This window comes from Mesorhizobium tamadayense (assembly GCF_003863365.1).
Lineage (GTDB): Bacteria > Pseudomonadota > Alphaproteobacteria > Rhizobiales > Rhizobiaceae > Mesorhizobium > Mesorhizobium tamadayense.
This window is the reverse complement of the sequence record NZ_RQXT01000001.1, coordinates 169,996-183,831: the sequence shown is the minus strand read 5'-3', so window position 1 is coordinate 183,831 and position 13,836 is coordinate 169,996. Positions and strand designations below refer to the sequence as shown.

Here is a 13,836-nt window from a genome sequence, read left to right as displayed (position 1 = left end):
CTATTCCGCCGCCACGCTCATGCGCATGCGCTCCATCTCGATCAGCGCGCGGCGGTACTCGACCGGCATGATTTTCCGGAATTTCGGCCGGAAGCTTGCCCAGTTGTCGAGAATCTCGCGGCCGCGCGCCGAGCCAGTGTAATGGACGTGGTTCGAGATCAGCTGATAGAGCCGCTCCTCGTCGTGGCTGGTCATGTCGCCGGAGACGTCGACGCGCCCCTTGTGGTCGAGGTCGCCGCCGTGATGGAGCAGCCTCTCCATCAGGTCGTCCTCTTCCGGAACGGGCTCCAGCTCGACCATCGCCATGTTGCAGCGCTCGGCGAAATCGCCCTTCTCGTCCAGCACATAGGCGACGCCGCCCGACATGCCGGCGGCGAAGTTGCGCCCCGTCTTGCCGATGACGACGACGATGCCGCCGGTCATGTACTCGCAGCCATGGTCGCCGACGCCTTCGACAACTGCCGCCACGCCGGAATTGCGCACCGCGAAGCGCTCGCCGGCGACGCCGGCGAAATAGGCCTCGCCCTCGGTCGCGCCATAGAGCACCGTGTTGCCGACGATGATCGATTCAGCCGCGACGATTCTAGCCTCTTCCGGCGGCCGGATGACGATGCGGCCGCCCGACAGGCCCTTGCCGACATAGTCGTTGCCGGCGCCGACCAGCTCGAAGGAAACGCCGCGCGCGAGAAACGCGCCGAAGGACTGGCCGGCCGTGCCGGTGAGCTTGACGCTGATCGTGTCCTCGCGCAGGCCCTTGTGCTTGAAGCGCTTGGCCACCTCGCCCGACAGCATCGCGCCGGCGGAGCGGTCGACATTGCGGATCGGCAGCTCGATGGTGACCGGCTGCTTGGCATCCAGCGCCGGCTTTGCCAGTTCGATCAGCTTGCGGTCGAGCACGTCGTCGATCGGATGCTTCTGCCGCTCGGTCCAGTGCAGCGCCTCGTGCGGCGCATCGGGCTTGAAGAACATCTTCGAGAAGTCGAGCCCGCGCGCCTTCCAGTGCTGGATCACGTCGCGCTTCTCCAGGAGATCGGTGTCGCCGATGATCTGGTCGAGATGCGTGAAGCCCATTTCGGCAAGCAGCGCGCGCACCTCTTCCGCCACGTAGAAGAAGAAGTTGATGACGTGCTCGGGCGTGCCCTTGAAGCGCTTGCGCAGCACCGGGTCCTGCGTCGCCACGCCGACCGGGCAAGTGTTCAGGTGGCACTTGCGCATCATGATGCAGCCGGCCGCGATCAGCGGCGCGGTCGAGAAGCCGAACTCGTCGGCGCCGAGCAGCGCGCCGATGATGACGTCGCGCCCCGTGCGCAGGCCGCCATCGACCTGCAGCGCGACTCTGCTGCGCAGGCCGTTGAGCACCAGCGTCTGGTGCGTCTCGGCAAGGCCCATTTCCCACGGGCTGCCGGCATGCTTGAGCGATGTCAGCGGCGAAGCGCCGGTGCCGCCGTCATAGCCGGAGATGGTGATGTGGTCGGCGCGTGCCTTGGCGACGCCGGCGGCGACCGTGCCGACGCCGACCTCCGACACCAGCTTGACCGAGACGTCGGCCGCCGGGTTGACGTTCTTCAGGTCGTAGATCAGCTGCGCTAGATCCTCGATCGAATAGATGTCGTGATGCGGCGGCGGCGAGATCAACCCGACGCCGGGCGTCGAATGCCTGACCTTGGCGATGGTGGCGTCGACCTTGTGGCCAGGCAGCTGACCGCCCTCGCCCGGCTTGGCGCCCTGCGCCACCTTGATCTGCATGACGTCGGAATTGACCAGGTACTCCGCCGTGACGCCGAACCGCCCCGACGCGACCTGCTTGATCGCCGAGCGCTCCGGGTTCCTGCCGCCGCCGGGCAGCGGCAGATAGCGGTCGGCCTCTTCGCCGCCCTCGCCGGTGTTCGACTTGCCGCCGATGGTGTTCATGGCGCGCGCCAGCGTGGTGTGCGCTTCCCTGGAGATCGAGCCGAATGACATCGCCCCGGTCGAGAAGCGCTTGACGATCTCGGCCGCCGGCATGACGTCGTCGAGCGCGACCTTCTTGCGGCCGGTCTCTTCCGCCAGCTTGACCTTGAACAGGCCGCGGATGGTCTGCGCTCTCGCTGTCGCGCTGTCGATCTGCGCCGAATACTCCTTGAACGTGTCCCAGGAACCCTGGCGCACGGCATGCTGCAAGGTGGCGACCGCATCCGGCGACCACATATGCGCCTCGCCGCGCATGCGGAACATGTACTCGCCGCCGACCTCGAGATTGTTGCGCAGCACCGGGTCGTTGCCGAAGGCGTCGGTGTGGCGGCTGAGCGTCTCGGTCGCGATCTCGTCCAGCCCGACGCCCTCGATCAGCGTCGCCGTGCCGGTGAAGTACTTCTCGACGAAATCCGACTTGAGCCCAATCGCGTCGAAGATCTGCGCGCCGCAATAGGACTGGTAGGTCGAGATGCCCATCTTGGACATCACCTTGAGGATGCCCTTGCCGATCGACTTTATGTAGCGGGAGACGACCTCGTATTCGTCGACCTCCTCCGGCAGCTCGCCGCGCTTGTGCATGTCGAGCAGCGTGTCGAAGGCGAGATACGGATTGATCGCTTCGGCGCCGTAGCCGGCCAGGCAGCAGAAATGATGCACCTCGCGCGGCTCGCCGGATTCCACGACCAGCCCGACCGAGGTGCGCAGGCCCTTGCGGATCAAGTGGTGGTGCACCGCTGCCGTGGCGAGCAGCACGGGAATGGCGATCCGGTCCGGCCCGACCTGGCGGTCGGACAGGATGATGATGTTGTAGCCGCCGGCGACCGCCGCCTCGGCCCGCTCGCAGAGCCGGTCGATGGCGCCCTGCATGCCGGCCGCGCCCTCGTTCGAGGCGTAGGTGATGTCGATCGTCTTGGTGTCGAAGCGATCCTCGGTATGGCCGATGGAGCGGATCTTCTCGAGATCGCCATTGGTGAGGATCGGCTGGCGCACCTCGAGCCGCTTGCGGCGCGACGTGCCGACTAGGTCGAAGATGTTCGGCCGCGGCCCGATGAAGGACACCAGGCTCATCACCAGCTCCTCGCGGATCGGGTCGATCGGCGGGTTGGTGACCTGGGCGAAGTTCTGCTTGAAATAGGTGTAGAGCAGCTTCGACTTGTCCGACATCGCTGAGATCGGCGTGTCGGTGCCCATCGAGCCGACCGCTTCCTGGCCAGTGGTCGCCATCGGCGCCATCAACAGCTTGGTGTCTTCCTGCGTGTAGCCAAAGGCCTGCTGGCGATCGAGCAGGCTGACATCCTTGCGCAGCGCCCGCGGCTCGACCGGCTTCAGGTCTTCGAGGATGAGCTGCGTGTTGGCAAGCCAGGTCTTGTAGGGGTGCCTGGTCGCGATCTCCGACTTGATCTCCTCGTCGGAGATGATGCGGCCCTTGGCAAGGTCGATCAAAAGCATGCGGCCGGGCTGCAGCCGCCACTTCTGCACGATCTTTTCCTCCGGCACCGGCAGCACGCCGGCCTCCGAAGCCATGATGACGCGGTCGTCGTCGGTGACCATGTAGCGCGCCGGGCGCAGGCCGTTGCGGTCGAGCGTCGCGCCGATCTGGCGTCCGTCGGTGAAGACGACCGCCGCCGGGCCGTCCCACGGCTCCATCAGCGCTGCGTGGTACTCGTAAAACGCCTTGCGGTCTTGATCCATGAGCTTGTTGCCGGCCCAGGCTTCCGGGATGAGCATCATCATGGCGTGGGTTAGGCTGTAGCCGCCCTGGAACAGGAACTCGAGTGCGTTGTCGAAGCACGCCGTGTCGGACTGGCCCTCATAGGAGATCGGCCACAGCTTCGAGATGTTGTTGCCGAACAGCTCGGAATCGACCGAGGCCTGCCGCGCCGCCATCCAGTTGTTGTTGCCGCGCACGGTGTTGATCTCGCCGTTATGCGCGACCATGCGGTAGGGATGCGCCAGCTTCCACGACGGGAAGGTGTTGGTCGAGAAGCGCTGGTGGACCAGGATCAGCGCCGTCTCGAAGCGCGGATCGTTGAGGTCCTTGTAATAGGCGCCGACCTGGTAGGCCAGGAACATGCCCTTGTAGACGATGGTGCGCGCCGACAGCGACACGCAATAGGCGCCGATGTCCTCGTTGTCGTTCTCGGCATAGATGCGGCCCGAGATCACCTTGCGCAGAAGGTAGAGCCTCGCCTCATACTCCTCGTCATCAGTGATGTCGGCCGTGCGGCCGATGAACACCTGGCGATGGAACGGCTCGGACGCGACGATCTCCGGCGCCTTCGACAACGACGAATTGTCGACCGGCACATCGCGGAAGCCGAGCAACGGCAGCCCCTCGGACTGCGCCGACTCGGCGATGACCTCTTCGACATGAGTGCGAAGTGCCGCGTCCTGCGGCATGAACCAGTGACCGACGCCGTACTGGCCGGTCGGCGGAAGTTCGAGGCCCTGGGCCGCCATCTCCTCACGGAAGAACCGGTCCGGGATCTGCACCAGCACGCCCGCGCCGTCGCCCACCAGCGGGTCGGCGCCGACGGCACCGCGATGGGTGAGGTTCTCCAGCATCGCCAGGCCGTCCTCGACGATCTGGTGCGACTTCACGCCCTTCATGTTGGCGATGAAGCCGACACCGCAGGCGTCATGCTCGTTGCGCGGATCGTACAGCCCTTGTGCGGTCAAGCCGCTGGTCAAGCCTCTGGTCGGGCGAGTCGGATTTTTGACGGCTGCCGCTTTCGTCTGCGCGGCCTGGCCGTCAATCGCAGATGGCGTCAGTTCCGTCATCGTCCCGTCCTCCGTTCCGCACCCTGTCGCTGCTTTGGCTTGGGGCGCTGGTTTGCCTTGGGAAGCACAACGCTTCCCCTTCATCCTTGTGCACGTCTCGCGAATTCTTGCCGAACCATTCGGCCATACGCCCGGTTCGCTGCCGGTATCGTACAGACCAGAGCGGAGCCGTCTACCCGCCGCTCGCGACAATGGCCGGAATGGCAGCGATGATACGCCAGTCCAGCCTGTTTTGCGCGACAAAATAAGACAGCACTACTGTCCTAAATTTTTTATGGCAGAATTCAGGAGCCTACACAAGACCGATTCACAAAAATCTTGGGCCCGTCGCGACACAAAATTTCGTGACCGGATCGAGAAACGTAAGCTTTGGTCGCACCTCATTGCGGCCGCCGACTGGCTTCACCGCTTTGCGGAGGATTGGCCCTTGCGCTTCGAGCGCCAAAGCAGTCAAGTCGCGCCGCTTTTGCCAATCACGATACGGACCTCTCGATGTTCTTTGCATCCGACAATTGGGCGGGCGCCCATCCCGATATCTCGGCCAATCTCTCCCGGCACGCGGCCGGCATCGCGACCGCCTATGGCGACGGCGACCTAGACCGGGCCGTCTACCGCCGCTTCAGCGAAATCTTCGAACGCGAAGTTCAGGTGTTCTTCGTCGCCACCGGCACGGCAGCCAACGCGCTCTCGATGGCGGCGTTGAACCGTATCGGCGGCATCGCCCTTTGCCATTCCGAAGCGCATATGAATGTCGATGAATTCGGCGCGATGGGCTTCTATACCGGCGGCGCGCGCATGGCGCCGGTTCCGGGTCCCCTGGGGCGCATCAACCCGCAGGCTCTGGACAAGGCCATCAAACGCTATTCGCAGGATCTTGCCCCCGCCGGCCAGCCGATGGCCGTGACGATCACCCAGGCGACCGAGGTCGGCACGGTCTACACCGTCGACGACGTCGAGGCGATCGCCGAGGTCAGCCGCAGGCACAAGCTGCCGCTGCATATGGACGGCGCGCGCTTTGCCAACGCGATTGCGGCGACCGGCGTCACCCCCGCCGAAATGACCTGGAAGAGCGGCGTCGACCTGGTCTCCTTCGGCGGCACCAAGAACGGCTGCTGGATGACCGACGCGGTCGTGATCCTCAATCCGGATGTCGGCCGGGATCTGCGCCTCCTTCGTCAGCGCGCCGGCCAGACCTTCTCCAAGGCGCGCTTCATCTCGGCCCAGTTCGAAGCCTATTTCACCGATGATTTGTGGCTGAGGATGGCGCGGCATGCCAATGCGATGGCCGCTCGTCTGGCCGAGACCATCGAGGACGCGCCGGCGGGCAAGCTCGCCTGGCTGCCCCAGGCCAACGAAGTGTTCGCCATCCTCGACGGCGCGGTTGCCGAAAAGCTGCAGGCCGCCGGGGCCAAATTCCATGAGTGGGGCCTGCCGCAGGGTTTTGACGGCCATCTCGGCGACAATGAAGCGATCTACCGCTTCGTCGCCAGCTTCGCCACCACTACGGAAGAGGTTGACCGCCTTGGCGCGTTGCTTGCCGGATAGCTGGAGCAATTCCAGGAAATGCGCAGCGGTTTTCCGTCCGGAATTGCGTCAAAAACAAGTACTTGGAGCGATTCAGCGATTCTATGAAATGCTGCACCGCAGACAAAAAAGCGGCGCCTTTCGGCGCCGCTTTCCGTCTCGGGAGGGAGACGTAACTTGCTGAGATGCTCGCGGATTACGCGGCAGCCTTGGCCTCGATCTGCTTGGCCTTGTCCGAAGACGAGGTGATAGCGATCTTGCGCGGCTTGAACTCCTCGGGGATGTTGCGCGTGAGGTCGATGAAGAGCAGGCCGTTCTTCAGCGTGGCGCCCTCGACCTCGACGTGGTCGGCGAGCTGGAAGCGGCGCTCGAAGGCCCTCGAAGCAATGCCGCGATAAAGCAGCTCGGTACCGTCACCGTTGTTCTCTTCCTTGCGCTCACCCTTGACGGTCAGCAGATTGCGGTGCGCCTCGATCGAGATCTCGTCTTCCGAGAAGCCGGCAACCGCCATCGAGATACGGTAGGCGTTCTCGCCGGTGCGCTCGATGTTGTAGGGCGGATAGGTCTGTGCGCTCTCAGGCTGGCCGAGCGAGTCGAGCATAGTGAACAACCGGTCGAAGCCGACGGTCGAACGATAAAGCGGGGAAAAATCAACGTGACGCATGATGTGTTCTCCTGTTGAGCAACATGGTTTGCGTTTGACCCGAGTGCGAGACCCTCGAAAGGCGTCCCGGATAGGCCAGCGGCCCCGACAATCGGCGGCCGCAACCTCCATTTGGGAAGCGCAAAAGCCCATTTCAAGAACTCCGCGCGATCAAGTTCCCTTCGGTCTTCCTCTCGATGAACGCCAGATGAACCGACGCGTCGGCATCCGTTCAGCCTGGCCTCGCTAAGCTGCGGCCAAGAATACAGACATGCGGCGCCTCGATCGGGGCGCCGCGACGAGGCCGAACCGGGTGCAACGTCCCTTCCTCCCGGATCGACAGAGGCCGGAAGCGTGCCGCAGCGCTTCCGGCCTTCCCTGTTTCAGAAAAAAGCGCAAATCCCGGAACGCCTTTGCTTTTGGCCCATGGCCGTCTATCACCATGGCGACGCCTGGCCCGTTCGGGCAAAGAACAATCGACGAAGCGCCGAATGACGGACCTTTTCCACCACACCGGGGGCAATCCGCAGCCTGAGCATGCCGCCGGCGGCTTTTTCACCACCCGCGACGGCAAGAAGATCCGCTATGGCGTCTTCGCCGCGGTCGCCCGCCCGCTGCAGGGCACAGTGGTGCTGCTTACCGGCCGCAACGAGTGCATCGAGAAATATTTCGAGACCATCCGCGACCTCGCCGAGCGCGGCTTCGGCGTCGCCATCCTCGACTGGCGCGGCCAGGGCGGTTCCAGCCGCCTGATCCGCGACCGGCAGCGGGGCTATGTCCGCAGCTTCCGCGACTACACCCGCGATCTCGAGCAGTTCTTCGAGGAGATCGTGCTGCCGGACTGCCGCGGCCCCTATTACATCCTCGCTCATTCGACCGGGGCGGTGATCGCGCTGCTTGCCTCGCCCTCGATGGTCAACCGGGTGCGGCGCATGGTGCTGATCGCGCCCTTCCTGGCCGTGCCCGATCTGCCGGTTTCGATCACCACGATCCGTCGCGTCTGCGCGGTGTTCTGCGCGCTGGGCCTCGGCCGCCTCTACTCCGCCTGGGGCCCGCGGCCGAAATTGCCGGCGCCCTTTGAGACCAACAAGGTGACGTCCGATCCCGAGCGCTATCGCCGCAACACCGACATCTACAAGGCCTGGCCACAGCTGGCGCTCGGCGGCCCGACCATCCGCTGGCTGAAGGCCGCCGCCGAGGCCTCCGAGGCGGTCAGCGATCCCGATTTCATGACCAGGATCCAGGTGCCGATGCTGATCGTCGCCGCCGGCGCCGACCAGGTCGTCTCGACCAAGGCGGTCGAATCCTACGCTAGGCGGTTGCGCGTCGGCTCGCTGTTGATGATCGACGGCGCCCATCACGAGATCCTGCAGGAGAAGGACCTCTACCGCGAGCAGTTCCTGGCGGCCTTCGACGCCTTCATTCCCGGGACCGGCGACACTGTTTGACGACTCCGCCTGCAGACCCCAGCGCAGTTTGACGCCTTATTCCCGTTTCGGTGTCGCGCGCTAGTTGCTGTCAGACGCCGCTCGACGGGATCGGGAGAAGCGGAGATGAACGCATAGAACACGCTGTCACGTCAGGGGCACCGCCTTTTGCAGATCGGCATCGCCCTGCTGCTGTTTTCGTCATTCGAAGGGTTTGCAATACCGTGCCTGGCCGCACCGCGGCTCGGACTGTCCGCGCATACACTGAGCGGCCTGCAGGGCGTTCTCCTGCTGGCGCTGGGTCTCACATGGTCGAGGCTCAATCTCGGCGTCGTGATGTCGCGGTTGGCCTTCTGGCTGCTGATCTATTCGGCTTTGGCCATTCTGGCCGCCTACGTGATGGCCAGCGTCTGGGGGGCCGGCAACGAGACAATGCCGCTGGCGGCCGGAGCCTTCCACGGAAGCGCCTTTCAGGAAGCCGCGATTAAAGCCGTAGGGTACTCGTCCGCGCCGCCCGGCCTGGTCTCTTTCGTGCTCATTTTGTGGGGCCTGCGTCTCACCGGCGCTCGGCCCGCCGACAGCTAAGAGCTACGCCGCGGGTTTCCGTCCGGATTGCTCGCGCATCGGATGCTCACCCGCGCAGCGCCGCCATTGCCGCGGCGTGCAATTCCGGTGTCGCCGCCGCCAGTATGTCGCCGCCGTTTTCGGCCGGCCCGCCCTCGAAGGTGGTGACGACGCCGCCCGCCTTCTCGATGATTGGGATCAGCGCCACGATGTCATAGGGTTTCAACCCCGGATCGGCGACGACGTCGACGCTTCCCGCCGCCACCATGGCGAAGGCATAGCAGTCCGTGCCGTAGCGGGCGAGCTGCACCTGCTTCTCGAAGTCGTCGTAGCGCTTGCGCGCCTCGCCCTTGAACAGCGCCGGCGTGGTGGTGAACAACGTCGCCTGCGAAAGATCCGTCGTCTTGCGGGTTGCGAGCTTGCGCGGGCCGCCAGGGCCTTCGTAGTGCGAGCCGGAGGCGTTGGCATAGAACAGCTCGCCGGTGAAAGGCTGCGACATCAGGCCGGCGACGGCATCGCCGTCGACCGTCAGCCCGACCAGCGTTCCCCAGACCGGTAGGCCCGAAATGAAGGCGCGCGTCCCGTCGATCGGGTCAATGACCCAGACATGCCGGCTAGAGATGTTCTCGCTGCCGTGCTCCTCGCCGAGGATGCCGTGATCGGGGTATTCCGCTGATATGAGCGCCCGGATTGCGCGCTCGGCCTCGCGGTCGGCCTCCGTTACCGGATCGAAGCTTTCCGCCTGCTTGTTGGCGACCGCGCCCTGGCTGCGGAAGCGAGGCAAGGTCTCGGCGGCGGCGGCACGCGCGATGCGCCGCATGAAATCGATACTGATATCCAACTCGCTCTCCCCATTGCGGGCAGCCATCGGCAGCCGCTGTCTTCCGCCGGAGCAGAGGTCAGAAACCGGGTCAGGCGCCCTCGCCTGTTGCCTCAAAGTCACACCTCAGACGCCGAAACGGAATTTGCACATCATATTGAATTAAAAAAGCCCGAAGTCGATTGACATTTGTGCATCGCACAATAGTTTTGTTCTCGGACAGGTTACTCTGTCCATGCCCTCCTTGGGCGTTTCCTCCCTAGACTTCGACCGTGTCGTGAAAACGATGCGGTCTTTTTTTGAGCCGCGAACCGCAACGCGGCTGTCACTCCGCGGCGAGCGGCAGGTCGACAAAACGATGGTCGGGCATCGATATCAGCTCGGCCGAAAACCGCGTCAGGCCGTCGGCAAGCGCGTCGAAGCCTGCCGATTTCTGAAACGTCCGCTCGTTCATGTAAAGCCCGCGATTGACCTCGATCTGCAACGCGTGAAGGTGGCGCGCCGGCCGCCCGTAATGCTCGGTGATGAAGCCGCCCGCATAGGGTTTGTTGTGCGCGACCGCGTAGCCCATGCCGGTGAGCAGGCCGATCGCCGTCTCGGTTAGAGCCGCGGTCGCGGAAATGCCGAAGCGGTCGCCGATGATGAAATCCGGCCGCGCCCCGTTGTCGCCGACCCGGATGCTGGCCGGCATCGAATGGCAGTCGATCAGCACGGCATAGCCGAACCTGGCATGGGTCCTGGTCAATAGCCGCTTCAGCGTCTCGTGATACGGCTTGTAGACGGCCTCGATGCGTCCCACGGCCTCGGCCAGGGGCAGGCGCCCGGGATAGATGTCGAGCCCTTCTCCCACCAGCTTCGGCACGGTGCCCAGCCCGCCCGCGACGCGGGCCGAGCGGATGTTGCAGAAGGACGGCACCGGCTCCGCGAACATGCGCGGATCGAGTTCCCAGGGCTCGCGGTTGACGTCGAGATAGGCGCGCGGGAAATTCGCCGCCAGCATCGGCGCGCCGAGCGCGACGGCGCCGCCGAACAGTTCATCGACATAGCAATCCTCCGACCGGCGTATGGCGTTGCGGTCGAGCCGCGCCATGGCCAGGAAGCGCTCGGGATAGTGTCGGCCGCTATGCGGCGAATTGAACAGGAAAGGTACGCGTTGCTCGGCGCCCAATCGGATTTCGAAGGGTGGTACGACCGAAAAATCCTCGGCTGCCGTCTTCAATTTGAACGAACCAGCAAACAGCACTGCATCATGATGCAAAACTGCCATCTTGCGTCCGGCATGTCCAGCATTTCAGGGTCATGGAGCGGCACACCGAACTGCGCATGATGCGGCCATCGTTCACTTGATGTTTACCGTCTCCTCCTCATATACAGGATGGTTAACGGGCTTGCCCGGCGACAGGCTTGGGGCGGGTGATTCGGACGGGATATGATGGCACGCATTCTGCTGGCGGAAGACGACGACGACATGCGCCGGTTCCTCGTCAAGGCGCTGGAGCGCGCCGGCTACCAGGTGAGCGATTTCGACAACGGCGCCAGCGCCTATGAGCGGCTGCGCGAGGAACCGTTCTCGCTGCTTCTGACCGACATCGTCATGCCGGAGATGGACGGCATCGAGCTTGCCCGCCGCGCCACCGAGATCGATCCGGACCTCAAGGTGATGTTCATCACGGGTTTTGCCGCCGTCGCGCTCAATCCGGATTCCAAGGCGCCCAAGGACGCCAAGGTGCTGTCGAAACCGTTCCATCTGCGCGACCTCGTCAACGAGGTCGAGAAGATGCTGCAAGCGGCCTGAGTGGCTTCCGGCCAATGCATGTCGCCCAAAACTGCGCAGCGGTTTTGGGAAAACGACATGCATAAAACAAGAACTAAGCGCGTCACCCGAACCGTTTAGACGCGACGCGCTTTTAGGCATCGGCGCTTGCCAACGCTGCGGCAAAACGGAGCTTTCTTTTCTTATTCCCGCTATTGACGCGCCGGACCAAAAATGGTGTATGCGCGGCTTCGGATGGGCGTGTAGCTCAGCGGGAGAGCACTGCATTGACATTGCAGGGGTCACAAGTTCAATCCTTGTCACGCCCACCATCCCTTCAATAACTTAGCTGATACTAGCCGTCAGCGGCACAAAATCCCGGAGACCTTTCTTCCGGAATCGTTTGGGTATCATCAGCTCGTCGCGGAGGGGTGGCTACTTCGTCACGAAAACAACGCTGCCTTTCTAGGCCGCGTAACAGGCATCCCGAACTTTGGCGGACATTGAGGCCGCAACGCTGGCCGGGGCGGCCCGGCACGCTGGCGGGGTAGGCCAGCACGGGCCGGGCCTAACCGGCGAGGATCGCTACGAGGCCACCGGCTGGCGAGTAAATATACGCTCCTGCCACTATAACCGGAAACGCATCCATATGGATGAAGGTGGGGGTAAGCCACCAAGGCTGACTCGCCGCCGTCAACTAGAAGCGCGGTCTGGTTCTAGGTCCCGGCAAGGTTTCACACGGATTTGCGGCCAATCTCGCGAGTCGCCGATCTCTAAGTCGCAGTGACCACTTTTCTCGTGCCGCTACCTTATCGTGATCGTCATCAGCGGTCGCTCCGGCTTGCATCGCGGCAATCACATAATCGGCTCTGTTGGTTCGATAGTCTTCTTTTTGCGCAGACATCGTTTCCTCCCAGTCTGCTGGCCCTCCCTCCTTTGGCCTGAGGAAAGCCAGTAGCTGCCGATGCATCATGGGAGTCTACCAATTGGGGATTGTATTAAAATGGCACACCCCTCACGCGCCACGCTGGCGCCGGGTTGAAAGCCTCATCGCTGAATCGTTCAAGGAGCGAAAGATTTTTTGCCAGCCGGCCGCTCAAGCGCCGGCTGCAGGAGTCGGAAGGCGTGCCTAGCTGCTCAGACACCTGCCACCGCGCAGAGGGCTTTCATCCTGGCGATGGCGAGGTCAGGGTTGGCCAGCAATCCAGCCTGATCGGCGAGGCGAAAGATGTCGGCGTAGTGGCATATGCCGCGTGCCGACTGCATGCCGCCGACCATCGTGAAATGATCCTGGTGTCCGTTCAGCCAGGCCATGAAGACGATGCCTGCCTTGTAATATTCCGTCGGCGCCTCGAAGATCTTGCGCGACAGCGGCACGGTCGGCGCCATCAACGCGTCATAGCCGGCCCGGTCGCCCTCTGCGAGCCTGGCCAGCGCGGCGTTGGCCACCGGCGCGATGGCGTCGAAGATGCCGAGCAGCGCATGCGAGTGCCTTCTGCCATCGCCAGCGATCAGCTCCGGATAGTTGAAATCGTCGCCCGTGAACATCACCACGCCTTCAGGCAGGCGGTCGCGCAGCAACACCTCCTTGCCGGCGTCGAGCAGCGATATCTTGATGCCTTCGACGTTATCTGAGTGCCGCTCGATGATGGCAACGACCGTCTCCAGCGCAGGCTCGAAGTCCCGGCTACCCCAATAGCCCTTGAGCGCCGGGTCGAACATATCGCCCAGCCAGTGCAGGATCACCTTGCCGGAGGCCTGCGAGAGGATGCGGTCGTAGACGCTGATATAGTCGTCCTGTCCCTTGGCCACCGCCGCCAGCGCGCGGCTCGCCATCATGATCGCCTTGCCACCCTCGCCTTCGATGAAGGCGAACTGCTCCTCATAGGCGCGGATCACGTCGTCCAGGGTCTTTGCCGCCGCCGGCGCCAGATGATCGGTGCCGGCGCCCGAAGCAAGATCGGCCCCCTTCACCGTGCGTGCTTCGGCGATCGACCGGCGGATCAGTTCCTTCGCGCTCGCCCAGTCGAAACCCATGCCGCGCTGCGAGGTGTCCATCGCCTCGGCGATGCGGAAACCGAGCCGCCACAGATGATGGCGAAAGGCCATCGTTTTTTCCCAGTCGACCGCCGGCCGCGACCAGGGATCGGTCATGGCAAAGGGGTCGGCGACGACATGGGCCGCAGCATAGGCGACACGCGGGAAATCCACGCCGATGACGGGCTCGGCCGGTTGGCCGACCAGCCGGTAACGGACGCGGCTGCCATTCCCCTCAGGCAGGATGATATCCATGGAAATCTCCCTTTGCGGCAGCCTATAAATGGAACGTTCCAATAAATCAAGAACCTTTAGGATTCTGCCGACCGAAGCG

Annotated in this window: 9 protein-coding genes and 1 tRNA gene; 5 read left to right on the top strand and 5 right to left on the bottom strand. The window is 63.7% G+C overall.

Going from position 1 to position 13,836, the window contains the following annotated elements:
* Positions 1–4,734: a glutamate synthase large subunit gene (gene gltB / locus EH240_RS00970; RefSeq protein WP_124995545.1), complete on the bottom strand. Its 4,734-nt coding sequence runs from the start codon at positions 4,732–4,734 to the stop codon at positions 1–3.
* A 492-nt stretch (positions 4,735–5,226) separates the two neighbouring features.
* Here gltB and EH240_RS00965 point away from each other — a divergent pair, with 492 nt between their 5' ends.
* A complete protein-coding gene (locus EH240_RS00965) occupies positions 5,227–6,279 on the top strand; it encodes a threonine aldolase family protein (protein ID WP_124995544.1) in 1,053 nt (350 codons plus the stop codon).
* 175 nt (positions 6,280–6,454) lie between these two features.
* Here EH240_RS00965 and EH240_RS00960 read toward each other — a convergent pair whose 3' ends face one another.
* A complete protein-coding gene (locus EH240_RS00960; RefSeq protein ID WP_124995543.1) occupies positions 6,455–6,922 on the bottom strand; it encodes an Hsp20 family protein in 468 nt (155 codons plus the stop codon).
* A 470-nt stretch (positions 6,923–7,392) separates the two neighbouring features.
* Between EH240_RS00960 and EH240_RS00955 the strand changes: the two genes are divergently transcribed.
* Complete coding sequence (locus tag EH240_RS00955) at positions 7,393–8,349, top strand: alpha/beta fold hydrolase (protein WP_124995542.1); 957 nt, start codon at positions 7,393–7,395, stop codon at positions 8,347–8,349.
* Positions 8,350–8,496: 147 nt separating this feature from the next.
* Entirely contained in the window at positions 8,497–8,913 is a 417-nt protein-coding gene (locus EH240_RS00950; protein ID WP_124995541.1) for a hypothetical protein, read from the top strand.
* Between the two features lie 46 nt (positions 8,914–8,959).
* Here the strand turns inward: EH240_RS00950 and hisN are convergent, their stop codons facing one another.
* On the bottom strand, positions 8,960–9,733 hold the full coding sequence (gene hisN, locus EH240_RS00945; RefSeq protein ID WP_124995540.1) for a histidinol-phosphatase: 774 nt from the start codon (positions 9,731–9,733) through the stop codon (positions 8,960–8,962).
* Between the two features lie 304 nt (positions 9,734–10,037).
* Positions 10,038–10,979, bottom strand: a complete 942-nt coding sequence (locus EH240_RS00940) for an N-formylglutamate amidohydrolase (protein WP_124995539.1) — start codon at positions 10,977–10,979, stop codon at positions 10,038–10,040.
* 165 nt (positions 10,980–11,144) lie between these two features.
* Here EH240_RS00940 and cpdR point away from each other — a divergent pair, with 165 nt between their 5' ends.
* Entirely contained in the window at positions 11,145–11,507 is a 363-nt protein-coding gene (gene cpdR, locus EH240_RS00935; protein ID WP_006199474.1) for a cell cycle two-component system response regulator CpdR, read from the top strand.
* 215 nt (positions 11,508–11,722) lie between these two features.
* Positions 11,723–11,797, top strand: a tRNA-Val gene (locus EH240_RS00930).
* An 805-nt stretch (positions 11,798–12,602) separates the two neighbouring features.
* Here the strand turns inward: EH240_RS00930 and EH240_RS00920 are convergent.
* Positions 12,603–13,757, bottom strand: coding sequence for a dihydrodipicolinate synthase family protein (locus EH240_RS00920; RefSeq protein ID WP_124995537.1), 1,155 nt, complete (start codon positions 13,755–13,757; stop codon positions 12,603–12,605).
* Between the last annotated feature and the right edge of the window lie 79 nt (positions 13,758–13,836).

What these genes read in the sequence shown, in the direction of transcription:
- gltB (WP_124995545.1), bottom strand. Translation starts at nt 4,734, where the DNA reads ATGACGGAACTGACGCCATCTGCGATTGACGGCCAGGCCGCGCAGACG.
- EH240_RS00965 (WP_124995544.1), top strand. Translation starts at nt 5,227, where the DNA reads ATGTTCTTTGCATCCGACAATTGGGCGGGCGCCCATCCCGATATCTCG.
- EH240_RS00960 (WP_124995543.1), bottom strand. Translation starts at nt 6,922, where the DNA reads ATGCGTCACGTTGATTTTTCCCCGCTTTATCGTTCGACCGTCGGCTTC.
- EH240_RS00955 (WP_124995542.1), top strand. Translation starts at nt 7,393, where the DNA reads ATGACGGACCTTTTCCACCACACCGGGGGCAATCCGCAGCCTGAGCAT.
- EH240_RS00940 (WP_124995539.1), bottom strand. Translation starts at nt 10,979, where the DNA reads ATGGCAGTTTTGCATCATGATGCAGTGCTGTTTGCTGGTTCGTTCAAA.
- cpdR (WP_006199474.1), top strand. Translation starts at nt 11,145, where the DNA reads ATGGCACGCATTCTGCTGGCGGAAGACGACGACGACATGCGCCGGTTC.
- EH240_RS00920 (WP_124995537.1), bottom strand. Translation starts at nt 13,757, where the DNA reads ATGGATATCATCCTGCCTGAGGGGAATGGCAGCCGCGTCCGTTACCGG.